At 42.4% G+C, this 24,821-nt stretch carries 15 protein-coding genes and 1 pseudogene; 5 read left to right on the forward strand and 11 right to left on the reverse strand.

What is annotated here, in order from left to right; all coding sequences use genetic code 11:
* Positions 1-33: 33 nt before the first annotated feature.
* Positions 34-5,253 carry an nSTAND1 domain-containing NTPase gene (locus tag H6G83_RS16600; RefSeq protein ID WP_190474243.1) on the reverse strand — a complete coding sequence of 1,740 codons (5,220 nt, stop codon included), beginning with the start codon at positions 5,251-5,253 and terminating at the stop codon, positions 34-36.
* 568 nt (positions 5,254-5,821) lie between these two features.
* A complete protein-coding gene (locus H6G83_RS16605) occupies positions 5,822-6,316 on the reverse strand; it encodes a hypothetical protein (RefSeq protein ID WP_190474245.1) in 495 nt (164 codons plus the stop codon).
* A gap of 994 nt (positions 6,317-7,310) precedes the next feature.
* Between H6G83_RS16605 and H6G83_RS16610 the strand changes: the two genes are divergently transcribed.
* Positions 7,311-8,225, forward strand: a complete 915-nt coding sequence (locus tag H6G83_RS16610) for a manganese catalase family protein (protein WP_190474247.1) — start codon at positions 7,311-7,313, stop codon at positions 8,223-8,225.
* Between the two features lie 138 nt (positions 8,226-8,363).
* On the opposite strand, the pseudogene tnpA reads toward H6G83_RS16610, so the two are convergent.
* Positions 8,364-8,773, reverse strand: a pseudogene (tnpA, locus tag H6G83_RS16615) (IS200/IS605 family transposase).
* A gap of 23 nt (positions 8,774-8,796) precedes the next feature.
* Here tnpA and H6G83_RS16620 point away from each other — a divergent pair.
* A complete protein-coding gene (locus H6G83_RS16620) occupies positions 8,797-10,056 on the forward strand; it encodes an RNA-guided endonuclease InsQ/TnpB family protein (protein ID WP_190474249.1) in 1,260 nt (419 codons plus the stop codon).
* A 371-nt stretch (positions 10,057-10,427) separates the two neighbouring features.
* On the opposite strand, the gene H6G83_RS16625 is transcribed toward H6G83_RS16620, so the two are convergent.
* The 6 genes from H6G83_RS16625 to H6G83_RS16650 form a co-directional block, all read right to left on the reverse strand.
* Positions 10,428-13,028 (reverse strand): PAS domain S-box protein, encoded by a 2,601-nt coding sequence (locus tag H6G83_RS16625; protein WP_190474251.1) that lies wholly within the window; start codon positions 13,026-13,028, stop codon positions 10,428-10,430.
* A 525-nt stretch (positions 13,029-13,553) separates the two neighbouring features.
* A complete protein-coding gene (trmFO, locus tag H6G83_RS16630) occupies positions 13,554-14,867 on the reverse strand; it encodes an FADH(2)-oxidizing methylenetetrahydrofolate--tRNA-(uracil(54)-C(5))-methyltransferase TrmFO (protein WP_190474253.1) in 1,314 nt (437 codons plus the stop codon).
* Between the two features lie 67 nt (positions 14,868-14,934).
* Positions 14,935-15,195, reverse strand: a complete 261-nt coding sequence (locus H6G83_RS16635; RefSeq protein WP_190474255.1) for a hypothetical protein — start codon at positions 15,193-15,195, stop codon at positions 14,935-14,937.
* A 46-nt stretch (positions 15,196-15,241) separates the two neighbouring features.
* Positions 15,242-16,108: a hypothetical protein gene (locus tag H6G83_RS16640; RefSeq protein ID WP_190474257.1), complete on the reverse strand. Its 867-nt coding sequence runs from the start codon at positions 16,106-16,108 to the stop codon at positions 15,242-15,244.
* Positions 16,109-16,153: 45 nt separating this feature from the next.
* Entirely contained in the window at positions 16,154-16,687 is a 534-nt protein-coding gene (locus tag H6G83_RS16645) for a DOMON-like domain-containing protein (RefSeq protein ID WP_190474259.1), read from the reverse strand.
* A 138-nt stretch (positions 16,688-16,825) separates the two neighbouring features.
* A complete protein-coding gene (locus H6G83_RS16650; protein WP_190474261.1) occupies positions 16,826-17,944 on the reverse strand; it encodes a phosphotransferase enzyme family protein in 1,119 nt (372 codons plus the stop codon).
* Between the two features lie 983 nt (positions 17,945-18,927).
* Here H6G83_RS16650 and H6G83_RS16655 point away from each other — a divergent pair.
* The 3 genes from H6G83_RS16655 to H6G83_RS16665 all read left to right on the forward strand — a co-directional run bounded on the left by H6G83_RS16655 (position 18,928) and on the right by H6G83_RS16665 (position 21,708).
* The gene (locus H6G83_RS16655; RefSeq protein WP_190474263.1) at positions 18,928-20,049 is read left to right on the forward strand and encodes a Gfo/Idh/MocA family protein; all 1,122 of its coding nucleotides are present in this window, start codon (positions 18,928-18,930) and stop codon (positions 20,047-20,049) included.
* Positions 20,050-20,255: 206 nt separating this feature from the next.
* Positions 20,256-20,618, forward strand: a complete 363-nt coding sequence (locus H6G83_RS16660) for a VOC family protein (RefSeq protein WP_190474266.1) — start codon at positions 20,256-20,258, stop codon at positions 20,616-20,618.
* Between the two features lie 328 nt (positions 20,619-20,946).
* Positions 20,947-21,708, forward strand: coding sequence for a class I SAM-dependent DNA methyltransferase (locus H6G83_RS16665; protein ID WP_190474268.1), 762 nt, complete (start codon positions 20,947-20,949; stop codon positions 21,706-21,708).
* A gap of 75 nt (positions 21,709-21,783) precedes the next feature.
* On the opposite strand, the gene H6G83_RS16670 is transcribed toward H6G83_RS16665, so the two are convergent.
* A complete protein-coding gene (locus H6G83_RS16670) occupies positions 21,784-22,797 on the reverse strand; it encodes a tRNA dihydrouridine synthase (RefSeq protein WP_190474270.1) in 1,014 nt (337 codons plus the stop codon).
* 100 nt (positions 22,798-22,897) lie between these two features.
* Positions 22,898-24,688, reverse strand: coding sequence for an ABC transporter ATP-binding protein (locus H6G83_RS16675; protein WP_190474271.1), 1,791 nt, complete (start codon positions 24,686-24,688; stop codon positions 22,898-22,900).
* Between the last annotated feature and the right edge of the window lie 133 nt (positions 24,689-24,821).

The following is a 24,821-nucleotide window of genomic DNA, read 5'->3' on the forward strand; positions in this document are numbered from 1 at the left end:
ATTGACTATTGACTATTGACTATTGACTATTGACTATTGACCAAAACAAAGCTGATACTCTTGTTTAGTTATATTCGGGTTGGTTGTGAAATAATTATGTAGGCGATCGCAAGCGCGGTTTAACAAATTATCTAAATCTAGAGTTTGTAGTTCTATCCCTTCCAGGTTCCAAACTTTGACTGTACCATCGTGTCCACCAGATGCTAACAGTTTACCATCGGGACTAAAACTGACAGTCCTCACGCCGCCGCGATGTCCTTGGAGAGTTTTTAATAATGTGCCATTGGCTACGTTCCATAGCTTAATTGTACCGTCATCGCTGGCTGAGGCAATGGTTTTACCATCAGGTGAAAACGTTAAGCTGTAAACTACATCACTATGTCCTCGCAAGGTGGAGATTAATTCACCATCTAAATTCCAGAGTTTGATAGTTTGATCTTGACTAGTTGAGGCTAAAATTTTCCCATCGGGTGAGAAGTTGACACTCCATACACTCGCACTATGTCCTTGTAAAGTCTTAATTAGGCTACCGTCTAAACTCCAAATTTTCACGGTTTTATCAGCACTGGCGGAGACGATATTTTTGCCATCAGGACTAAATTTCACATCCGTCACCCAACCATGATGACCGGAGAGGGTTTTCAGTAAGCGACCATCTACAGTCCAAAGTTTAATGATTTTGTCTGTACCACCAGAAGCTAAGATTTGATTGTCGGGACTGAAACTCATACTCATCACCCAATGGCTGTGACCTGGGAGGATACGTAACAAACGGGCTTGACGTTTGTAAAGGTGGATAGTATTGTCGCCACTACCTAAAGCGACTATATTACCATTGGGTGCGAAGCTGACGCTGGTAACATCAGCTAGAGGAGAAGATAAGTTTTCTAGTAATTCCCCGTCCAAACTCCAGACTTTCATTTTGTTGTCAACGCTCAGACTGGTGATAGTCTGACCATCATCACTAAATTTCACGTAACCTACACTACCTTGACTTCCATAAAAGGTTTTTGGTACTGTTGTATCTACAGTCCATAATCTCACAGTATTATCATCACTACCCGAAGCTAATGTTTTGCCATCAGGACTAAAACTCAAGCTGTTAACTTCATGGCTATGACCGTAATAGGTTCCTAAAATATTACCATCCCGTGACCAGAGGATAATAGTTTTATCTGCGCTGGCGGTAGCAATTAATTTACCATCTGGTGAAAAAATAACTTGCCAAACAGCACCATTATGTGCTGGTAGAGTTCGCAGCCAAGTTCCGCTACGACTCCAGAGTTTCACAGTCTTGTCTGCACTGGCTGAAGCAATTGTATTTCCATCAGGGCTAAAAGTGACAGTCAAGACTTCATTTGTATGGGCTGGGATGGTGGAGATGAGGCGACCATCTAAACCCCACAGCCTAATTGTACCGTCATCACTGGCGGAGGCGATCGCATCACCTGCCGGGGAAAAACTCACACTATTGACACCTTTGCTATGTCCTTTGAGGGTAAGTAATAATTTACCTTGGCGACTCCAAAGACTAATGGTACTGTCATCATTACCAGAGGCGATAATTTGCCCATTGGGAGAAAAACTCACAGTCTTGACACCCTTACCATGTCTGGGGATGGTAGTAATTAGTTGACCATTGCGTCGCCAGAGTTTAATGGTACTATCTGCACTAGCCGAAGCCAAGATTTCCCCATCAGGGGAAAAACTCACAGCATTCACCCCATCATTATGACCTGTGAGGGTAGTAAGTAACTTACCATCTCTGCGCCAAAGATGAATGGTGTTATCGGCGCTACCAGAGGCGATAATTTCCCCATCGGGTGAGTAACTGACACTACTTACCCAAGCATTGTGGGGTAAACGGTTGCGTTCTTGGGTGTTGTAGACTGCTTGCTGTAGGATAGTTGCAGTTTGAGTGCGGGTATTTTTGGGTATTCCCCAGCGAACTTTTTGGACTGACTTCCCAGCTTGGACGATAGTTGTGAGTGCTTCTAATTGCTGGTGGGAGAGGAGATAGTTTTCGGAGAGCGAATTTAAAGCTTGAATTTCCTTGAGTTGGGCTTTTTGGGTTTGTTGGTAAGCAAACACAGCTAAACCAAAAGCCGCCAAACCCAAGGTACTGATAATAGCTACAGCCCTTTGTGCTTGTCTGAGTCGGCTTTGTTCCTGATGCTGTTGACTTCGTCTTTCCTCTAGACAAGCCTCAATAAAATTCTGCACATCCCTGGATAATTCATCAGTGTAGTTGATATAAATTTCCTGGGCTTCTGCTAGACGGATACCTTGTAACAAAAAGTCAGGCTGCTGATTATTTTGTTTCCATAAAGCCGCAGCTTGTTCAATTTGCCGATGCGATCGCAGTCTACTGCGATTTTCCTCCAACCACCAGCGTAAAGTTGACCAATGGCGAATTATCACCTCGTGGGCTACTTCTATAGTTATGGAGGGAGTGGGGGGAGATGTAGCTTTAGCTTCCCGTAGGGTGGGAGATGAGAGAGTGGGGGGAGATGAGGGAGATGAGGGAGATGAGGGAGATGAGGGAGATAGAAACTCTTCCCCTTTCCCCCTTACCCTTTCCCCTTTCCCCCAGTCCCCAGTCCCCAGTCCCCAGTCCCCAACCACCACCAACTTCGCCGCAGTCAAAGCTTGCAATGTCCTTTCTACCAAAGCCACGGGATATTTTTTGACAATTAACTCTGATTTCAATACCCGTCTTCTAGTATCTTCCGTCCCTTCACCTAACTGTGTGAGTGATAAAAAAATCCACCTTGTACATTCTTGGGCTTCTACATCTAAACTTTCGTAAACACCTTGGGCTTTTCTCTCCAATGCGCCTTTAATCCCGCCCAAGTATTGCTGATAAGCTTGTAAGGTAATTACCCCATTGCGGCGGTGTTCCCATAACTGTTCCAGCACAAATTCCAGTAGTGGTAAATCTCCAGGGGAGTTGTGTAACTCTTGCAACAATACCTCGACTAATTCGGGTTCTACTGTTAACCCTACTTGTTCGGCGGGGTGAGTAATAATTCGCCGATATTCTGCTTGAGTTAAGCAAGGCGGAAGTAAAACACTTGACTGTTGTAATAGCTTCGCCAAAACAGGTATTTCTAAACCAGGGGCAATGAAATCTGCCCGTAGGGTAATAATTAATTTAAACTTGTCTGCTGCTAACTCCAACGCCCCCAAAACAGTGTCGAGAAATTTCTGTCTATCTTCACTAGAGGCGAGGGTAAATAATTCTTCAAACTGGTCTATAACTAACAATACCATCGTTTCGCTACGCTGTTGTAACCAATGGGCAAATCCTTGCGCCCCTTGGTATAACATCCCCTCTATTTGCATTTGTTGATAAGCTTTTTCTCGCTCTGTCCCACTATCTACTAGGCAATGTGATAGGGTAATTAAAGGATTTTGCCCTGGGCGAAAGCTTCTCATCCACCAATTGTGACTCCCTGGTAATTGTTTACCCCGGCGGAGTTGGGCTATGACACCCGCCTGGACAAGTGAAGATTTACCGCTTCCTGATGCACCCACTACAGCGATAAATGATTTAATAGCTAAGTCTGCTATGAGTTGCTGGGTGAGGTTTTCTCTACCGTAAAAATATTGATTATCTTCTTCCTTAAAGGCTTGTAACCCCCGGTAAGGACAAATACCTAAATCAACTGCGATCGCCCCATTACCCTTAGTTGCTATACTAGCGGGAATAATTTCGATAACCCCTTGTATCCCCGATAGCCATATATGTAACGGTAATTGGGCGGATAGTTGCAATTGATTAATCCAAGCGGCGGCTGATAAGCTTGATTGTGCTTGGGCTGCTTCTAGGGTAGAGTGTAGAAGTTGAATGAATTGTTGAGGATTTTCGGGTGATGAGGCTGCGGCTATGATACATTGTCCTTGCTCGAATCCCAATTGTAAGTCTTCTACCCAATCTTGTAAGGATATGTGACTGTGTTTAGCTGCTGGAGTATCTAAGATGATAATTTGTTGGGTGTATTGCGATCGCCTCAGTTGTTGTCGTAACCAAGAACGACTCAAGCTAGTATTTTCCCCCAGCATTAACACAGGTTCACTACTGACAGTCTCATCAATTCGTCCCCGCAAATATAACAGCACTGTAGTCAAATGTCCCCCTTGGGTTTCTGCCTTTGCCTCGTTACTTTGTAAGCAATTTTGAATTATAATTTGTAAATCTTCACTAGTATGAGCTAACGGCCAATACTCAATTTCAAAGCCACCCACACCACCTAATAGTTTACTAAAACCCAGAGTTATTTGATTAGTCGTTAACCCTTCCACAATTAAAGCTTTGCGGGAGTCAAAAGACGCAACTAACGCAGGTTTGACTCCCAGAATTACCTCCCCCACACCTTCAACAATACGCTTTGGTGTTTGCAATGGATATTCAGAATAAACCTTACCATCCCCGCGACTACGATTTTGTTGATTAATTAGCCGTAATTGTTGGTTAGTTTGTTCTATATATTGCCGTGTTTGCTGATAAACATAACGATAAAGTCCATCAGCATCAATTAAACCTTGCACATCTGCGGCTTCACCCCGTAACCCCCGCATCAAATAATAAGTAAATACCCCATGTCCTAATTCGGGAAATTCCCAAGACTGCTGATTAGTATCACAGGAAAGTAAAGCATAAAATCCCTTACTCTGTTTCGCCCGTTGGCGTAATAATTCCACCATCTGGGATGTAGGATTGGGTAGAGATGGTTGATTGTGGTTACTCTTAGCACCCCTAAATGTGAGATTACCGCTATGACAAGCATCTAGCCATACTAACTGCGTTTGTGCTTGACTGTTTTGCAAACATTGCAAAAGTTCATGTAAACTTAAAGCTGTGTTGAGTAAGTCATCGGTTTGAGTATCCGCTAAACACAAAATCGCCTGCTGGGAATTTGGCTCTAGCATTCCGTGACCGGAGAAGTAGAATAAAATCGTATCCTCTGGTTGAGCCTGATGAATAACTTGGTTTAAACTCTCCCTGATAGTGGCAAGTGTGGGGAGTTGGGAAGCAAAATCATGATGTACCCACTCTGCTTTTTGGGGGAACCTCCCAGTAGCATCGGCTAAAGCTGCGGCTAAACCTTGACAGTCAACAGCCGAGTAACGCAAAGAAGGTAATTTTTCATCTTGGTATCGGTTCACTCCCACCAGCAACAGCCATAGTTTCGCTTTCCCTGTCGTCAGGGTATGAGTTGAGTGACTGGTAGCAATACCGAGTGGAGACATTTTCTTAATTCAAAATTATATAGGGATAGGCTTACGCCAGAGTAGCGGGGAAGCAAGCTACAAAGTTCAAGTTGCAGATTTTGCTACTATATATTATTAAGTATATATACTTTACCTGGGTGATTGGCGCTCACTTGTGCAGTTGCAGTACGATGTTACTCTGTCTACATCTCGTAACGATTAGGGTGTCCGCCGAGATACAGCAAGTTGCGGGTAAATGAGGTACAGATATAAATGATAAAATTGTTGTGGGGTGGGCATCTTGCCCGCCGTTGACTACCTGACTCAGATACAATGTGCTGTATCTGCAAAATTATAACAGGAATTACGCAATTGTCACAATTGGTGGTTGGTGCGTGACGCTACAAGTCTTATGACTACGTTCAAATATTTTAGCAGCGTCACACACCCTACAGAAAAAATATGCTAGTTGCGTAAGTCCTATAGAATTTACGTTTTAGGTAGCAATAGGGTTTTTACTGTGGTTGATTACCTTTCCACATGGACTATTCTAGCAAAAAGCCTTCGTCTAACGACGGGGTTTTCAAGCATATTTTTTCGATAACATTCACGCAGGATTTTCAGCAGACGGTTTAGTTAATGGTACTTCATCAATCTCAGCACGAAAAGCTGCTGCTAATTCATCGCTAGTTATCGCAATAGCACTCTCATGCCATTCATGTATGATTGCTTCAATCATGTCCCATCCCGTACTTGAAGAATCAATCAAACGGAAAGCTTCGCTAACTTCTTTAATAAATTCTTGTAACTCATCTGAGTCAAATACACTCAGCCATCCAAATGGATGTTCAAAACCTATTTTTTTACCCGTTAACAAGCAATAAGCAACAGTTAACGCCTCAAAAAGAGATTTACTTTGTGTTGCAACCTTAACAAGAGCAGTTACATGATCACGACGCAATAAAGCAAAGGATTGATCGTTACGAGTAATTGTGACTGGACGCTCTAAAGCTCTGTCCAGAATTTTCCCAGGTTGACGATTCAACTCAGTAGCTGTAACTAGGTCATCTGCAAAAATATTACTCAAAACTCCGAAAGACATAGGTTGTGCGTTTTATAAAAACGCTGTTTTAGTAAACTAATCATGAGGCTATACGTATAATATTACGTATTGCTGGCGATAATGTCAATCAGTATGTGTAAGTTACTTATATAACCTTTTGCAATATACGTAGGGCGCTGCACTGCCCACCGGCATGATATGGTGGGCAGTGCAGCGCCCTACAAATGCTAAGATTTGTTGAGAAATAAAATCGAATTTCTATATTAGTGATCGGAAATTTTTGTTTTCAATATTGAATCCGCGCAAAATTCCGCCAAAGTGGCTACATACACAAACAAGTCTTTGCTAAAGTAGGGAAAGTAAAGTGATTTAGGAATTAGTTTTCCTAGCTTTACTTGTTTCAGGAGCATTCAAAGCAGACTCATCAATTTAGTCTGCTACTTCCTCAAATGTTATCGGATTTGTGATAGCGATCGCTTTGGTTGGGGCGAAGCTATCACAACACTTTCTCCTAATAGATAACAGCCAAATTAGACTAATAAACATTTGTTGATTTCCTCTGTTTTACCTCATACATAAATATGTATGAGGTATTTTCATCATGCTTGTGCTGTGAGTTGTTAGTTGTGAAGTATTGGGCAAAGCTTCATCTAGCCAGAAAATTAGATTCAAATCTTGTGGGGTGGGCATCTTGCCCGCCCCGATTATGCGATTTAAATCTAGAATATCTGACTAACTTTTCTTTCCCAAGTTGTAGGAAATAGCGGAGCAATTTTATAGAGCTAGTTCCCAGGCAATAGGCTACATTAACACCAGTGACAACTGACAAACTCAAGAATAATCTACATCCTTAAATAGGGTTGAAAAGATTGAGTAATGATGTGCAACTTTAGTTCTAAATTTTAGGTAAATATGTCATTTTTTTCTCTGACTGGTGGCTGATGTAGATAAGTGATTTAATGAGTTTCCTAGAAGAAAGAGGAGACACTATATTGATTGATGTGTCTTAGTTCTGTCGCTAATTAGGGTAAAAATGTTTTATCACAATAAACGGTTGCAGTATTATAGACGACCAGAAAGACCTGATGCCGTCTACGCGATGAAAATTCAAGAACTCATCGGTGGAACTTTTGGTGAAATGACAGTAATGATGCAGTATCTGTTTCAAGGATGGAACTGTCGCGGCCCTACCAAATATCGTGATATGCTGTTAGATATTGGTACTGAAGAAATCGGTCACATTGAGATGCTTGCAACAATGATTGCCCATCTCTTAGATAAAGCACCAGCCACAGTGCAAGAAGAAGGTGCAAGCGATGCAGTAGTGGGTGCGGTGATGGGTGGTACTAGCCCAAGGGATGTGATTATGAACGCAGCCATGAACCCTCAACACGCCATTGTTTCTGGTTTAGGCGCTACCCCATCTGATAGCGTGGGCTATCCTGGGAATGGTCGGTTCATCGTTGCTAGTGGAAACCTCTTAGCAGACTTCCGCTCAAACCTCCATGCTGAGAGTCAAGGACGCTTGCAAGCAGTCAGGTTATTTGAAATGACCGATGACCAAGGCGTGAGAGATACCTTGAGTTTCATGATTGCGCGTGATACAATGCACCAAAACCAATGGTTAGCTGCGATCGAAGATTTAGAACAATCTGGTTTGGAAACTACACCAGTTCCTAGTTCCTTCCCATTGGAATTAGAAAAGCGTGAATTTGCCTATCAGTTCTGGAATAATTCCGAAGGCAATCAAAGTGAGCAAGGACGCTGGGCAAAAGGCCCCTCAATGGATGGTAAGGGTGAGTTTGAGTATGTTGCTAACCCCCAACCTTTAGGGCCAGAACCACACCCACCACAACCAGATCCAAAACTTCACGGTACAGGGGACGTTGCACATGGTCAACCAGGTAACGGTCATAGCGCACCACCCTTAGTTGAGCGCATTATTTAGTGGAAGAGGGGCGAGAGGTGATCGTTGCTACAGCGCCTGAGCATTTTCCATCTAGACCCCCACAAGGGTACTCCCGCCACACCTCCCCGGTTGGCGGTGAGGGGCATTGTGGAATGATTGGATTCTGTTCAACCCCCTTCAATCATCAGGACTATTTTGCTTCTCAACATAAGATTTAAGTTGTTCAAGTGTGACACCACCGCAGGATGCGACAAAATAAGCACCTGTCCAAAATACGGGCTTGTTATAGAACAGATTAACCTGTTCATTGAACTCAGGAGCGAATTAAACGACTAGATACAGTTTTGAGGTTGTTGACTAACTTACGCGCCTTCAACATCTGGTGGGTAACTAATAACTAAGTGAACATGGTCTGATTCTCCGTTGAACTCTGTTACCTTGCTTCTCAACTTGGTGCAGGTGTTTTCAAATATCTCTTGCAGTCGAGTCAGCATCGCTTGATTGATTACTTTTCTGCGGTATTTTGTTACAAGCACTAAATGAATATTTAAGCTGTAAACTGCTCTATATCCTACGTTGTAGCTCATTCCACTAATGATATAATGAGTATATGTTACTCACTTACCAGTACAAACTCAACCCCACAGCACAACAGGTTGTCACGATGGAAACCTGGGGTGAGTTACTGCGTCGTCACTACAACTATGCGCTAGGGCAAAGACTGGATTGGTTAAACCGTACAAGGTCACTCCTTGACCGTTGCAGTTTGGTTTGTGAACCAATTGGTGAGATACCACACAAAGTTGATTACTACACACAAGCCTCTGATCTCAAACAAACTAAAGAACTGTTTCCTAAATACAAAAGCATTTACGCTGACTGTCAGCAACAAAACCTGATGAGGTTAGACAAAGCGTGGAAACGGTGGTTAGTGCCAGATAAGAATGGGAAACGAGGAGGACGACCACGATTTAAAAAACGTGGTGATATTTGCTCGTTCACGTTTCCGCGTGTCAACTGTGCCAAAGCAGGCGCACATTTGACGGGTAATATTCTTAAGTTGTCCAAGATTGGTGAAATTGAGGTAATCCTACACCGACCAATTCTAGATGGATTTGAGCTTAAACAAGTAACTATTCTTAAAAAAGCAGATGGATGGTATGCAAGTTTTTCCTTGGAAGATAAAAGCATACCCAAAGTGCTACCTCTTGACGATATTAAAACCGCTACTGGCATAGATGTAGGATTAGAAAAGTTTTTAACTACTGCCGATGGGCAAAGCATTGAAGTGCCGCAGTATTATCGCAAAGCTCAGGCAACTTTAGCCCGTCAGCAACGCCAACTCGCACGTAAAACTAAGGGGTCTAAAAACTACCAAAAACAAGCGAATATTGTTGCACTTATTCACCTGCACGTTGCAAGACAAAGGAAAGAATTTCATTATCAAGTTGCTCATTGGCTAGTTAATTCCTATGACTTAATTATTTTTGAAAACCTGAATATTAAGGGACTGGCTAGAACACGATTAGCTAAATCAATACTAGATGTTGCCTGGGGTGCATTCCTTCAAATCATGCAAGCAGTAGCGGTAAGACGCGGCAAGCATACGCGAGGTGTTGACCCTAGAGGCACAAGTATTAATTGCTCTGATTGTGGCGTGAGAGTTGAGAAAACTTTGGCGGTTCGTGTTCACAGTTGCTCTTGTGGACTGGTTATTGACCGTGACTGGAACAGCGCACTTAACTTACTAAAACTTGGGTCGGTGGGACTACCGATTCCTGGCTGTGGAGGCTTAGACGTTGGTCAGCCACTGAAGCAGCAAGTCTCTTATGTGAATTTGAGATGCTCCCGCTATATTGCTTGCAATTAGCGGGAGAGTTGTCACTCAGGCTCTCAACTTGCACTTCCCTTGTGGAAATTGGTGGGCATTGCCCACCCTACTAAAGCCAAAACTAATAGGTTACACCTTTTCGGCTGACTGTGCAGTGAGAGCTATGACCCCTCATCCCGCTTTTAATGACACAGCTTAGAATGGGGAAAACGACCACAGTGTTAACCGTGATCGTAGACGAATTAACTATACGATATTGATTCTACTACAAACGTCTATTACCCTATCCCCCAAAAGGGGTTTTTTTTTGGGTAAATTTACCCAAAGAGGTTTTTTGCGTCATGAAAACGCAATCATTGTCAGGATGCAATGGGTGCAGCAATTTGATTGGCTCAGACTACTCCCCCATCTTAACCCTGAAGTACATGATGCAAGGTGTTTAATAATTCCTGGGCGGTGAAAGGTTTGGATAAAACTTGCTGTACACCAACTATTGCGGCTTGTGCTAAGGTTTCTGTGACATTAATGCCACTGGTAGCAATAATTCGCACATGAGAGTTCATTTTTCTTAAGGTGCGAATGGCTGTGACACCATCCATTTCTGGCATCATCATATCCATGAGAACAACGTTGATGCGATGTTTGTTTTGGGCATAAAGGGCGATCGCTTCGATACCATTAGCAGCTATGAGGGTATTGTAGTTATGATCTTCGAGAATCATCTTGGCAATTTCCCGAATCGGCGCTTCATCATCGACAATGAGAATCAATTCTCCATTGCCTGGTGGGGTTTCTATCTCTTGGGTGGGTAAATCTGGTATTGCGGGAATTGCTGGTAAGAAGAGTTTAAATTTGCTACCTTGACCAACTTTACTGGAGACGGTGACAAAACCGCCATGACTTTTAATAATGCCTAGTACCGTTGACAGTCCTAAACCTGTACCTGCGCCTATGTCTTTTGTAGTGAAGAATGGCTCAAAAATTCTATCTAAAATTTCTGCCGACATTCCTACACCCGTATCCGCGACAGTTACTTTAATATAATTGCCGACTTTCGCCTCCAATACCATGCTGGAGTAGGTTTCGTCAATAAAAATATTTTCGGCTGTGATGTTAATAGTACCACCATCTGGCATGGCATCACGGGCATTGACGACGAGATTCATCAACACTTGATGCAATTGAGTGACATCTCCACAAACAGCCCAAAGTTCTTCCGGGAAGCTACTGATAAATTCAATCGATTTAGGAAATGTCTGTTTACCAATCAGGATAATATCGGTAATTAAGTGCTTGAGTTGGACTGTGATCCGCTCTCCTTTAAAGCCCCGTGCAAAGGATAGCACCTGTTTGACTAAACCTGCGCCACGTTTGGCGTTATTTTCGAGAATCTCTAACAGGTATTGTGATGATGCTCCTTCTACTGTAGGCGATCGCTCTTGCTCGTTGGGCAATTTAATTTTCAAGATTTGGGCAGCTGCTAAAATTGGTGTCAATATATTATTTAAGTCATGCGCGATGCCACCTGCAAGTGTACCCAAGCTTTCTAATCGTTGCGCGCGAAAAAACTGTTCTTCTAGTTGTTTTTTCTGGGTAATATCGGTATCAACAATTAAAATTGATTTTGCTTCCCCTGCTGCATCACGCATCAGCGTCCAACGGCTTTCGACAATAATTTCTTGGCCGTATTTGGTTACTTTCTGCAATTCACCTTGCCATACTCCTATCTGGGTGACAACGTTAAAAGCTTGTTCATTGAGGTGAACTAAAGTTTCTGTATATAGTAATTCTTGTGCATTCCTGCCAATAGCCTCCTGTTTTGACCAACCATACAGACGTTCTGCACCTTGATTCCAAAATAGGATTTCGCTGTGTAAATCTCTGACATAAATGGCATCGGTGGCTATTTCTAGTAAAGCTGCTTGCTCACGAATTTTTTGTTCTGCTTGTTGGCGTTCTTGCAGTGCGGCTTGCCGTTCGCTAATATCGGCAAAGGATGTAACTACAGCATAAGGGACTGTTTCATTTTCTCGATGCAACGGCTGAGTATTAAGGGAAATCCAAGCTAATTGGCCGTTTGGCTTGTAAATGCCCAATATCACATTAGCACAGGGTTGGCCTGTACGTAAAGTCACCATTGCTGGATACTCTTCACTAGGAAAAGGAGAACCGTCTTCACGAATGGCTAGCCAACGTTGATCATCAATGGTGCGTTCTATGATTTGCTCTCGGCTCAACCCTAAAATTCTCTCTGCACTGGCGTTACAAGTGATAATTTTGCCATCAGCTTGCTGCAATATAATTCCCTCACTCATGGCTGTGACAACGAAGCGGTAGAATTCTTCACTGTCTTTTACGGCTAATTCTGATTGTTGGCGATCGGTGATATCTTCAGCCATGCCACTATATAAGGTAACTTCTGTTTGTTGATCCTGTATGGTGGGGATAGCTTCATCGCACCATGCGCTCAGGCTACAAGATTGCTGGATTAAAGCTTGAAGGCTGCAAAGTGTTTCCATTGGATTCAATGCTGGCAACAAGCTAGTCATAGTCACAATGCCAATTAATTGCTCACTATCATTCAAAATTGGCAGATGACGAATTTGATGTTGATGAAATAGCGATAAGATGGTAAAAATGTCTTGAAAATGTGAGATTTTCAGGGTGATAACTGGTTGTGTCATCACCTCAGTTATTTTTAAATCCGCAAAATCAATTTTCGATGCAGCTAGTCTTACCAAATCTCGCTCTGTGAATATCCCTAACAGATGTCCTGACTCAATTACTAAAACATAACTAGTTTCTTGTAAATCACTATTAGTATAATTTGCCGATGAGTTTAAACTAGTCGATGGCACAGTCTTGGGTCGTTTCTGATTCATCAAGCTAATAGCATCCATGACATAACTATCAGAGCCAACCGTCAAAGGATGATAATCAATAAAATGGTATAAATTCTTTAAATAAGTCGATGGCTCGTTGAGTTGCATAGTTAATTCGTCAATTCTCATTATGTTATTGACCGTCGAACGAGTTAGCTAAACTGATAGTAAAATTATGAATGGTCAGATTAATTAGGACTTAATGGGATTTTAGGCTAATTTTTAATAAGAAATTGCTATCTAGTATTACTAGACAAAAAATCTATCTTATGCGCTTATGGTCAGTTTAGCTTGGATGTTGATATAATTTGGTTGCTCTTCAAAATCATTTTATTGGTAAATCACCAATAGATGATCTAGGATTTAAAAAAGATTATCTTAGTTAAGCCTTTAACTATGCCAAATAGGCGAGGTATAGAGACAAATTCCTTTTTATAATGGTGAAGATTAATTTTATCTATGTATTTATTGATTCTAGAAATGAAATGAATCTAAGATTGGTCATTAGTCCATAGCTATTCTTCCCCTGCTTCCCCAACTCCCATAGGCGATAGCATCTGTCTACGAGACGTAGCGTCCCGTAGGAGACTTAATCAGTTGAAAATGCAAAATTATCAGGATGAGGGAGAATAACTATGGACTGTTGACTAATGACTAATGACCACTTTTCCAACTTACCAAATCTACTAAAGAGCGATCGCGGTAACGTCCGTAACGCTCCTGTTTATTTTTGATTTTCACACCCAAATCTGGCAGAATACCAAAATTAGGCGGCATGGGTTGGAAATGTTTAGGCGAGGCGGAACTGATAAATTCTAATAATGCGCCTAACATTGTGGTGGGTGGTAAAGCCACAGGTTCCTGACCTAACGCCAGTCTTGCAGCGTTGGTTCCTGCTAACCAACCCCCGGCGGCGGCGGCTGTGTAGCCTTCAGTACCAATTAACTGTCCAGCCGCTAATAAGGTAGGACGTTGTTTAAATTGTAGGGTAGGTAGCATTAATTGGGGTGCATTAATAAAGGTGTTGCGGTGCATGACTCCCAACCGCACAAATTCCGCCTTCTCCAAACCGGGAATTAATTGAAATACTCGCTTTTGTTCACCCCAACGCAGGTTAGTTTGAAATCCTACCATATTCCACAACTGACCGGCTTTATCTTCTTGGCGCAACTGCACCACTGCATAGGGACGTTCCCCGGTGCGACTATCAGATAAACCGACAGGCTTGAGGGGGCCGTAGCGCATGGTATCTTCTCCCCGTTGCGCTAGTTCTTCGATGGGGAGACAGGCTTCAAAAAATTTGGCTGTTTCTCGTTCAAAATCTTTCAGTTCTGTTTGTTCGGCTTTGCAGAGTTCCTGCCAAAACCGCAAATACTGTTCCTGATTCATGGGACAGTTGAGGTAGGCGGCTTCACCTTTGTCATAACGCGAAGCCATAAAGGCAACATCGCGGTTAATCGAATCACCCACAATGATAGGGCTAGCCGCATCAAAAAAGCTCATGTATTCCATGCCGGTGAAGCGGTGCAAATCTTCAGCTAAGTCGGGACTAGTCAATGGCCCGGTTGCTAACACCACAATTCCTTCAGGAATGGCGGGGACTTCACCACGGCGAAATTCTATTAGGGGATGCTGTACGAGGGTTTGGGTTAAATCTTGTCCAAATTGACCCCTATCTACTGCCAGTGCGCCACCTGCGGGGACGGCGTGTTCATCGGCTTTGGAGATGATTATAGAACCTAGTTGCCGCAATTCTTCATGCAGTAATCCGGCGGCGCGATCGCTTGCCATTGCCCCAAAGGAGTTACTACACACCAACTCTGCCAAATGTTCTGTATGATGGGCAGGGCTGAACCGTTGAGGACGCATTTCATGTAAAATTACTGGCACTCCAGCCTGGGCTATTTGCCAAGCTGCCTCTGTTCCAGCTAGTCCACCTCCAATTACTTGTATCGGTTGTTGAGTCATAGTTAATTTTTAATACCTAATTAAATACACTTGCTCGCACTGTTTATATATCAACAATGATAAATGATTATTTCCCCGAATACAGTAGTGGCGTGGCAAGGCTAAAATGTGGCAATAGATTGGGAAAAAATCGAACGCAGATAAACGCAGATAAACGCAGATGAGTAAGATGATAGATTTTATTATTAAATAAATCAGCATAAAATCCCGAATGAAAATGTGGTGGGTTTATGCCTCGTTGGCAGAAATCTTCTTTAATTAGATGTTGTAAGGGTTTAGCAAATTTAACTTTCGCTTCCGCCACACCATGTATAAAAAATATGAGCATCGTAGTTAAAAATTAATAACGCGCTCACAATATAACTGATGATGATTTAAACTAACATTGTGGAAAATACTTTTCCTTTCTGCAACCCATGTTGATAGACAGCCGCTAACCCTTCCTCTGTCGCATCTGTAAAGTTGACTTCTAAATCTTTGGGATCTACATCTGGTTGAATGATGTGAATTTTCACCCCTTTATAAATTTGCGGAATTGCTTCTACCTGAAACATATCTTGATAGAGTGTACCTGGTTCGTTGGCGATCGCAATTACTTCTTCATATCCTGCTTCCACCATTTCCACTGCTGGACACAAGCAAGTATAAGAAGCATCAATGTACGCTTTTCCACCTATCCAAGCGGGAATATCCCAAGCATGAAGCATCCGCGCCGAAGCATAAGCTACTTGTGCAAAGTTTTGGGAATGCAGATGTAATTCCCCTGGAGATTTCGTGCTATACATATCTAACCGCAAGTGTTCCTTAATCCAACTCTGGTCTTTTTTACTGGCGGATACTAATAAGCGTCGTCCCAAGCGTTTGGCTTTTTCGTTTTGAGTTTCTTTGGCTGCTGCTTCAGTAATAACAGCGCTAGTAGCAATGAAATATTCAGGATTGTCTGGTGCAAATAGTGCTTCTGCTGGCGGACTATAATTTGCAATTCCTCCCAGAACTAATTGACTCATACCTATATCTGGTTCTTGGAGTATTCGCCAGCCTGCAAGCCAGTAATCTACACCTAATTTTGTGGCTTTGCCTATAGTAGCCCAAGCAGCAGGTAATACGGAAGCTGAGGCCGCCGCATAGGCGTTAGCGCGAACTCCTGCTGATTCCAAAGCACTCAACACACCATGCGCGAATACACCTTTAAAACTACCTGATGCACAGGCGATCGCTAAAGATTTATTATTGATGTTCATTGGCTTTATCTTCTTGATTTAGCTTGTAGTAATTTCTCAATCCTGTCATATTTCAACTATAAAACTCTCTCTAATATGAAAGTCAGCTTCTTTAGCTTGATGAACTAAAGCCCAGTAAGTTACTTTGCCATTTTTCAGCTTCACAACTGTAGTAATTGCCAGATCAAGAGGTTGTTCTGAAGTAACAATTTTATCCAAATCCACCTTTAAAGAAAGCAATAAACTACCTGATTGATGTTCAACAATAAAAGGAAGCAAATTAAAAGCTATTTCTTCCTGCATTCCTTGACGGTAGCTATCGAATCGATAAATATTCCAATGTCCAGCCGGGGAAAGATTAAATTCCCAGTAGCGGGGAGAGTTTTTCATCCCCAAAAAGAACTCAAAACAGGTATTTTGCCATAGTTCATGCTGGCGTGCTGGTTTGTCTGCAGGTTGAGCAATGACAATTTCTTGTAAGTCACCAACAAGTTGATAATTAATAGTGAGTTGATTATCAACTCTGCTGATATTACCTGTAATTTGTACAGGTACAACCTCAGTCGAGGGGAAAGGTTTTAAGGAGATTTGCTGAATCATATCAAGTTTGCTTAAACACTTATCATATCGTGGGGGTTGGTAATGGGTAATGGGTAATGGTAGAAAACAATTACCGATTCGCTATTACCTATTACCAATTAAACCAACTATATAGTAAGTAATTAGCCAGACTGGATATCATTTCATATCTTGAATAATTTTCTGAATCTTAGCTGCTTGAGATTCAATACTTTGAGTGAGTTTAAATTGTACAAGCGCCCTAATTAAGTTATGTTCTGGGTACTTGACTTTAAAGTAAACATTCCCAGCTAAATAGTCAGCGAAGAAACGTAGCCCTAATTCAAAGGCAATGAGACGTATACCATCATACATATATGCGTAATCATTATCGGTAAGAAATTCCTTTGCTACCGATAAATAACCCTGTAAAATACCTTGACATAAATCTGTGTCGAAATAAACGCTTTGCCAATGTTCTGTTTCTTCGCCAGCAGGGTTACAACCCGATCGCAAGCAATCACCAATGTCATAATGTACTAAACCAGGTTTCACTGTGTCTAAGTCGATGACGCTAACGGCTTGGTGGGTTACGGTGTCAAACATGATATTGTTAATTTTCGGATCACCGTGCATCAAACGTAACGGTAATTTACCCGCAGCTTTAGCATCTTCTAGGATATGTGCGTAAGTTTGGCGATCGCTCACAAACTTTAAGCAATAATCTAATTCTGGGGATGCTTGCTGTGTACTTGTAGGTAACACCTGTTCGTAGTGGCGCAGATAAAGCGGTGTAATGTGGAAACCTACAAGAGTATCCGCCAGTTTTTCCGGTGCTAAGTCGCTAATTAAGTTGTGAAACATCCCCAAAGCATAGCCGATTTCTTGGGCTTGTGCTAAATCCTGCATAGTGTCGAAAGATTGCGACTTTTCAATAAAGCTAATCGCCCGCCAGAAATCGCCCTTAACATCCATGCAATAATCATGATTATCCTGGGTGGAGAGTACGCGCGGAACTTCCCAGCGACGGTTTAAGGGTGTGTGTTGTAGGCGCTGATGAACATGATCACTGAAGATTCGCATATTTTGCATGATCAGTTCAGGTTGGCGAAAAACTTGGGTGTTGATGCGTTGCAGTATAAAATGCTGTTCTTCTAAAAAATCAAGCGTTACCAAAAAAGTGTCATTGATATTGCCACTACCAAAGTTCTGCACATTGGTCACTTTACCCTGCAGCGTAAATTTATTGGCAATATCAGCTAAATTCACTACAGACTCTGTACTTGTAACTTCTGTCATAGCTTATGTTCTACTACTCCCCACAATAACTGCACAATGGCAATAGGAGACATAGTAACTCAAGTTTTACGCTGTGTCTGTGTAAAAGTATTGCAATATGATCAGCAACGGTTGCACAATCCAAGTATGAATGATGCGATCGCCTCATAAGGACGAACCACATCAGAATTACTCACAGCCATGAAAACTTTTATTTTAAGTATTTTTTTCATATAAAAATCTGATTTGATTTGTGAAAAAAACTGAGCATCTGTAGTATCTTTAGGTGGGCATTGCCCACCCTAACAGGACTTACGCACTGAAGTTATCTGTCGAGACAGGGTGTAAGGGTGTAAGGGTATAGGGGTATAGGTTTAGCGCTTTTACACCCCTACACCCCTATACCCCTGTACCCTTGCCAAAACCCTTGATTTTTCGTTTTCATGCGTAAGTCCTACCTAAAAATCAATACAGTTCAGTTAAGACTAGATAGAATGGCAAATTTGATGGAAACATCCTGATTTATCGGCGTTTATCGGCGTTTATCGGCGGTTAATTATTCTTATCTGAACCGTATTGCCCTAAAAATAAGTAATTTTTCTATTGCAACAAGTTTTAATTGAGATGGACTGAAAATATTATTTCCCGGTGTCAACCTGCCCATTGCCCACAACTTAACCCCATCGAAAGATTCTGGCAGTTCCTAAAATCTCACATTAAGGTTCAAGTTTTCAAAGGCAATGCCCAACCTACGAAATTATCAGCTTTTGAGATTGTTATTTTGTCAATAAGAGAGTGATGCAAGATGTGAAATTACCAACCCCCAAGATATAATAAATATTTAAGTGAACATAATATTAAGTATTAATTTGATTGTGTTTTATTTAGCCTGTATTTCTTAAGTAAGATGAGCATCTATTTCATCCGTGGGATGGAATAGTGGAAAAACTTGACGACAGTAAAAGAGCAATTTTCTGCCAAGTTTTTTCTTCACAGGTTTAAAAATGACAACTTCAAACTCAAACAACAAAATCCGTTATGCTGTGGTTGGTTTAGGTTGGTTTGCTCAAGAAGCCGCCTTACCTGCATTTGCTCATAGTGAAAATTCCCAATTAGTTGCTTTGGTGTCAGATGACCAAACAAAACTAGAAGAACTAAGCCAAAAGTATGGCATTGATCATACTTACTCTTATGAAGAGTATGAAGACTGTCTAGCCAGCGATGAAATTGATGCTGTTTATATCGCATTACCTAATCACTTACATTGTGAATACGCTGTGCGTGCAGCTAATCAAGCAATTCACGTCCTTTGTGAGAAACCAATGGCTGTGACTGAGGAAGAATGTGAGTCTATGATTAAGGCTGCAAACGATAATGGTGTAAAATTGATGATTGCTTACCGCTTACACCTTGACCCAGCAAACTTAGCAGCAGTCGAAATTGTCAAATCACAACAAATTGGTGAACCACGAGTTTTTAATTCAGTTTTTACTCAACAAGTAGAACAAGGTAATATTCGTTTAAGAGAAATTACAGGTGGTGGGACAATTTACGATATTGGCATTTACTGCATTAACGCCGCACGTTATTTGTTCCAAGATGAACCAACCGAAGTGTTTGCTGTAGCAGCGAGTAAAGGGGAAGAACGCTTTAGTGAAGTTGAAGAAATGACCAGTGTCATTCTCCGCTTTCCTAATGAAAAGCTAGCAACATTTACTTGTAGCTTTGGTGCAGCTAAAGTTTCTAATTATCAAGTAGTAGGAACTAAAGGCGATTTGCTTGTTGAATCTGCTTATTCATGGCAAGGAGAAATTAAGCATTATCTAACAATTGATGGGGAAACTCAAGAGCGCACTTTTGCAGACCATGACCAGTTGGCGGCTGAATTTACCTATTTTTCAGATTGTATCCTGCAAGATAAACAGCCAGAACCAAATGGTACAGAAGGATTGATTGATGTTCGCATCATTCAAGCACTCTACCAATCAATTTCCACAGGTCAACCTGTGCAAGTACCCACTCTTGAACGTGATCAACGTCCTACATCTGAGCAAGCTATTGAACACTCTCCTCTTGAAGATAAGCCAGATTTAATCCATGCTGCTTCCCCTTCGGGCGATTCTTAGAGGTTGGTAATTGGTAATTGGTAATTGGTGATTGGTAATGCTAGAAAACAATTACCTATTCGCTATTACCTATTACCGACCAAAGCAAGCATATCTTAAGTAATTATCCAGACTTGATATAACTCCTATCAAAATGAAGAGGCAAAGTGAAATTTTTCCAGGCATTCTAGAGTTAAATCTAGAAATAGTTGCGGATGGGAAATATTATGACTATCACTTTGAATCATACTATTGTTCCTGCTCATAATAAAGAGGAATCAGCCGAGTTTTTCGCGCAAATTTTTGGTTTAAAGGTGGAATCTGCTGGACATTTTGCGGCTGTGCGAGTTAATGACCAGCTCACACTTGATTTTGACGAGCGAGAAACGTTTGAATCCCATCACTATGCTTTTTATGTTAGTGATGAAGAGTTTGAGAGTATCTTTGCCAGAATCAAACAAGCTGGTCTGGAATATAGTAGTGACCCGATGCACCACAATAAAGGGGAAATTAATCATCGAAAAGGAGGACGTGGTTTTTATTTTTATGACCCGAATGGTCATAACTTAGAACTATTAACTCGTGATTAATAAAATGAAATATTAATTCACTCTCGGCGAAATTATTTGTGGCAATTTTAAAATGCTCATGTGATTTCAAACGAGAGTGGATTGATTAGGCATAAAAAATATCCGAAAATCACAGATTACATAGGCGTAGAGTTATCGTTTTGCTGTTCCTTTGCTCCAACCTCTTGTGCAAATTATATTAATGTTGTAATTTATACGTTATTGCCAGACTAACTATTTCCTGAGCCAAAGTTGAGATTTTAACTATGCAATTGGGTTCTATTTTGGGTGCAATGACGATGCGAAAAAACAAGCGGCTGAGCTGGCTGATATTTTCTGAAGGTGTCTGATGGAAATAAAGCAACTAAAAAGGGACTTCAACAGCGCTTGGCTGAAGTTTAGTTTTGATACGCTGTTTCGACTAGCTCACGATCCTTGGCAATACACTAGTTCATACGAGCAATGGAAGTATGAGCAAGAACTACAACTTATACCACCCACTTCAATTTCTCAGGCGCTGGAATTGGGATGTGCAGAAGGCATATTTACAGTTCAATTGGCTGGGCGTGTAGAAGAATTGGTGGCGGCTGATATTTCGTCGATCGCATTAACGCGAGCAAACCAGCGATGTGTGTTGCAGCAATGTGATAATGTACGCTTGATTCAGTTTGATATTACTCAGGATGAACTTCCATCCCAAAGGTTTGACTTGATTATCTGTAGTGAAGTCCTGTACTACGTTGGTAATCGAGCTATGCTGCAAGAGGTGGCGAAAAAACTGGCGCAAGCACTCAAGCCCAACGGCTACCTGTTAACTAGTAATGACTATCGAGTCAAAAACTCGGTGCAGAATGGGGAAAAATTAGGGAAATCGCGTGTGTTTGGTGCAGAAGCTATTGGTGCAGCTTTATCTGCAACATCATTACAACTGATGAAAGTAGTACGCACGCCTTACCATTGCACTCATTTATTTCAGCGTTCTTTACCGAGCAGTGTACCTGGATTGTTACCAGAAATTATTAGTTTCACAGAAGCAGAGGTTCCACGTCCGCAAATGGGTGTATTTGATTGGTTTTCCATTGCGGCGATCGCCAAATTGTGGCGACAATAATTTATAGCAGGTGACAGGTGACAGGTGACAGGTGACAGTTATGATTATCGTCTTGCCTTCTGCCTTCTGCCAACACTAAATGGCGGGTGCTAGGGCTAGAGTTTTTGTCATATCAGTCAGGAGAAAGCGATCGCACAGTTTAAACATTTCCACCTCGGTCTGCGTCTGTCGCATCAACCGCAGGAAATGACCTTCAGCATCAACACTCAAGGCAATATAGTTGAGGAACATTTTCAGGTTGCCTAAACGCGCACGTTCTGGTACATTCGGTGCTGTGGGGGTTTGCCATAACCGATCAATATAGTTGCGTACTTCTACTAAAGGAACAGGCGTAAGCGGTTCGCCACGCAAAGCTTGCCGAATTTGATTAAACAGCCAAGGATTCCCAATTGCCCATCTTCCCACCATCACACCCGCCGCGCCTGTGTGGGCAAGCACCGATATAGCTGTTGTTGCTGAGTTAATATTACCATTAGCCAGCACTGGACAATGCACCCGTTTGACAGCTTCGGCGATTAAATCATATTTTACTGCCCCGTGGTACATATCTTTGACGGTGCGACCGTGCAAACTCAGCAAATCAATATTGTGGCGATTGATGATATCGAGAATTTCGTAAAAGGTATCTGTATTTTCAAAGCCTACACGCATCTTCACAGTCAAAGGGCGATCGCAAACTGCTTGGCGCAGTTCTGCCAAAATCCGATCCACTTTTTTTGGTGAAAGTAGCAGTCCACCCCCAGCTTTTTTGCGATAGATTCTCGGTGCTGGACAGCCCATATTCAAGTCAACTCCCGCGATATTATAACCGCAGAGTTCCTTTGCTGTTCTGACCAAATCGGGAATGCTTTCGCCAATCATTTGTGCAAAAACAGGACGACCAGTATCATTTTCGGTGATTGCTGAGAGAATGCCAGGATTAAGCCGCGAGGTTTCATTCACACGAAAATACTCAGTGAAGAAATAGTCAGGACTGCCATAGTGAGCAATCACCCTCATAAACCAAAGGTTTGTCACATCCTGCATCGGCGCAAGAGCAGTCAGAGGTAGGTCTTTGTGGAAAGATTCGGGGAGCGAAACCTGGGACATCGGGGGAGGAAAGGGGGAAGGGGGAAAGGGGAAGGGGGGAAAGGGGAAGGGGGAAAGGGGAAAGGTCAACTGATAACTGATAACTGATAACTGATAACTGTCACCTGTCAACTGTCATTGCTGCACCTAGTTGGAGAGCGTAGAGGTTGGCATAGACACCTCGCTGGTGAATCAGTTCTGCATGAGTACCCCGTTCCACAATTTGACCTTGCTGCATGACCAAAACCTGGTCAGCTTGGGTGACGGTGCTGAGGCGGTGGGCAATGACAAAGCTAGTACGACCTTGCAGTAAACGGGCGATCGCATCTTGCACCAGCGCTTCTGTACGAGTATCTATACTACTGGTTGCTTCATCTAGAATCAAGATGCGGGGATTGATTAACACGGCACGAGCAATACTAATCAGTTGTTTCTGTCCTTGACTGAGAGGCGCACCTCGTTCACCCAGTTGAGTTGTGTAACCCTGTGGTAAAGAGGTAATAAACTCATGAACATTCGCCATCTGTGCTGCGGCTTCAATCTCAGCTTGAGTGGCATAAGGCGCACCAAAAGCAATATTTTCCGCTACAGTACCACTAAACAAAATATTATCTTGCAAAACAATCCCAATTTGACGGCGTAGACTAGCTTGGGTAACACTACGCACATCAATCCCATCGATTTTTACTGCACCGTCGGACACATCATAAAAACGTAATATCAGGTTAATGATAGTGCTTTTGCCTGAGCCGGTATGCCCCACTAATGCAACCATCTGCCCTGGATAAGCTTGTAAGTTTACGCCCTTAAGAACTAGTTTTTCTGGGCTATAGCTAAACTTAACATTCTCAAATCTCACCTCACCTTGGATAGGAGGCATTTGGATGGCATCAGGCGCGTCTTGGAGTAGTGATGGTTCATCCAACAAAAGAAAAATTCGCTCTAACCCAGCAAACGCAGATTGAGCTTGGGTGTAAAACTGACTGAGGATTTGGATCGGGCGGAAAAACTGCTGGACGTAAAGTAAAAAAGATACCACTACACCTGGTGTTGCCCCTCCTGTGACAGCGAGATAGCCACCATAAGCTAGTACACCGGCTGTAGCTAGAGTGTTGAGAAAATCCAGCGACGGTAAAAAGGCGGAAGTAATTGCTACCGCCTCAACGTTGGCATCACGGTTAGCAGCGTTAAGCAGGTCAAACTCTGCAATGTTGAGATGTACCCGATTGAATGCCTGTGCTTCTCGCACACTGCCGATATCTTCTTCCAACTTGGCTGAAAGTTCGCCAATTGTCTTGCGTGTCACACGAAATTTACTCCTTGCCCACCTTGCAAACAAGCTAGTAGTCACAATCATCAGTGGTACAACTAAGTTGCTTAATAGTCCCAGTTGTAGGTTGATGGCAAGCATCGCCATCACAATGCCCACTAAACTAAAAACGTTACCTAGCATTTGGGCGACGGTTTGCCCAAATGCCTGATTTACGGTATTGACATCATTCAGCAGGCGACTCATTAAATCGCCTGCTTCGCTGCGGTCAAAAAAGCTCAGTGGTAGACTCTGGATTTTCACAAAGATATCTTGCCGCAGTTGAGCCAGCAAGCGCTGCATCATCCAACCGACGCGAACAATTTGACCGCGAGTCGCCGAGATACCAATGCCGTAGATTAAAGCTAGTAGCCCTAATAGCAATAACAACCCCGACAAATTCCCTTTTGCTATCAGGTTATCAATTGACCAGCCGAGTAAGAACGGCCCGATCGCCTGGGTAGATGCACCAATTAACACCAATGTCAATGTAATAGGAATTTCTTTGCGAAAGGGGCGAAAGTATCTTAAAAAGCGGCGAATAGTCGATATTTGTTGAGTTTGCTCTTGTTCAGAGGCAATAACTGGGAGTGTAGTTCTCATAGGGAGGGGAAGGGGGAAGGCTTTCAAGGGCAGGTTTTTTGTTTAAGCAGAAGAGAAAGCGGTGGGGCTTCTCCAAGATTCAGGGAAGAAGCTACCAACAGGCAAAGGTTGACCAAGTAACAAGGCGACAATG

Source organism: Anabaena azotica FACHB-119 (assembly GCF_014697625.1).
GTDB classification, from domain to species: domain Bacteria; phylum Cyanobacteriota; class Cyanobacteriia; order Cyanobacteriales; family Nostocaceae; genus Trichormus; species Trichormus azoticus_A.

Excerpts from the sequence above, each read along its gene's own strand:
- H6G83_RS16600 (WP_190474243.1), bottom strand. The coding sequence starts at position 5,253 with ATGTCTCCACTCGGTATTGCTACCAGTCACTCAACTCATACCCTGACG.
- H6G83_RS16605 (WP_190474245.1), bottom strand. The coding sequence starts at position 6,316 with ATGTCTTTCGGAGTTTTGAGTAATATTTTTGCAGATGACCTAGTTACA.
- H6G83_RS16610 (WP_190474247.1), top strand. The coding sequence starts at position 7,311 with ATGTTTTATCACAATAAACGGTTGCAGTATTATAGACGACCAGAAAGA.
- H6G83_RS16620 (WP_190474249.1), top strand. The coding sequence starts at position 8,797 with ATGTTACTCACTTACCAGTACAAACTCAACCCCACAGCACAACAGGTT.
- H6G83_RS16625 (WP_190474251.1), bottom strand. The coding sequence starts at position 13,028 with ATGAGAATTGACGAATTAACTATGCAACTCAACGAGCCATCGACTTAT.
- trmFO (WP_190474253.1), bottom strand. The coding sequence starts at position 14,867 with ATGACTCAACAACCGATACAAGTAATTGGAGGTGGACTAGCTGGAACA.
- H6G83_RS16635 (WP_190474255.1), bottom strand. The coding sequence starts at position 15,195 with ATGCTCATATTTTTTATACATGGTGTGGCGGAAGCGAAAGTTAAATTT.
- H6G83_RS16640 (WP_190474257.1), bottom strand. The coding sequence starts at position 16,108 with ATGAACATCAATAATAAATCTTTAGCGATCGCCTGTGCATCAGGTAGT.
- H6G83_RS16645 (WP_190474259.1), bottom strand. The coding sequence starts at position 16,687 with ATGATTCAGCAAATCTCCTTAAAACCTTTCCCCTCGACTGAGGTTGTA.
- H6G83_RS16650 (WP_190474261.1), bottom strand. The coding sequence starts at position 17,944 with ATGACAGAAGTTACAAGTACAGAGTCTGTAGTGAATTTAGCTGATATT.
- H6G83_RS16655 (WP_190474263.1), top strand. The coding sequence starts at position 18,928 with ATGACAACTTCAAACTCAAACAACAAAATCCGTTATGCTGTGGTTGGT.
- H6G83_RS16660 (WP_190474266.1), top strand. The coding sequence starts at position 20,256 with ATGACTATCACTTTGAATCATACTATTGTTCCTGCTCATAATAAAGAG.
- H6G83_RS16665 (WP_190474268.1), top strand. The coding sequence starts at position 20,947 with ATGGAAATAAAGCAACTAAAAAGGGACTTCAACAGCGCTTGGCTGAAG.
- H6G83_RS16670 (WP_190474270.1), bottom strand. The coding sequence starts at position 22,797 with ATGTCCCAGGTTTCGCTCCCCGAATCTTTCCACAAAGACCTACCTCTG.
- H6G83_RS16675 (WP_190474271.1), bottom strand. The coding sequence starts at position 24,688 with ATGAGAACTACACTCCCAGTTATTGCCTCTGAACAAGAGCAAACTCAA.